The sequence below is a fragment of the Psychrobacter sp. CAL346-MNA-CIBAN-0220 genome (assembly GCF_040309805.1).
Taxonomy (GTDB): Bacteria; Pseudomonadota; Gammaproteobacteria; order Pseudomonadales; family Moraxellaceae; genus Psychrobacter.
Genome location: NZ_JBEOPF010000148.1, coordinates 1 through 280, shown reverse-complemented (window position 1 = coordinate 280; position 280 = coordinate 1). Strand labels below are relative to the sequence as shown.

Annotated in this window: 1 protein-coding gene; it reads right to left on the bottom strand. The window is 43.6% G+C overall.

Features of this window, described 5'->3' with window-relative positions; translation table 11 throughout:
- Positions 1-2: 2 nt before the first annotated feature.
- Positions 3-280: hypothetical protein (locus AAEY88_RS13080; RefSeq protein ID WP_350563076.1), on the bottom strand; the 278-nt coding region annotated here is incomplete at its 5' end.

The following is a 280-nucleotide window of genomic DNA, read 5'->3' as shown; positions in this document are numbered from 1 at the left end:
ATCTAGGGTAAATCAAAAATCAGTGCAGTTGCTTGAGTGTCCGATGGATTAACTAAGGTCACCGTGGTCATGTCGGTGAGTTTAGCGCCATCACCTATTTTTAGCTGTTGATCTTCAATATTGAGCTCGCCAGCGACTTGATGAACATACACTTTACGGTCAGTCGCAATCTGATAGGTTATTTCAGATTTAGGCGCCAAAATCAGTTGTGACAATGTCGCATTTTGCTTGATTTGCAAGGTTCCGTTTTCACCCGTTGGCGTAGCAATCGTGGTTAGTC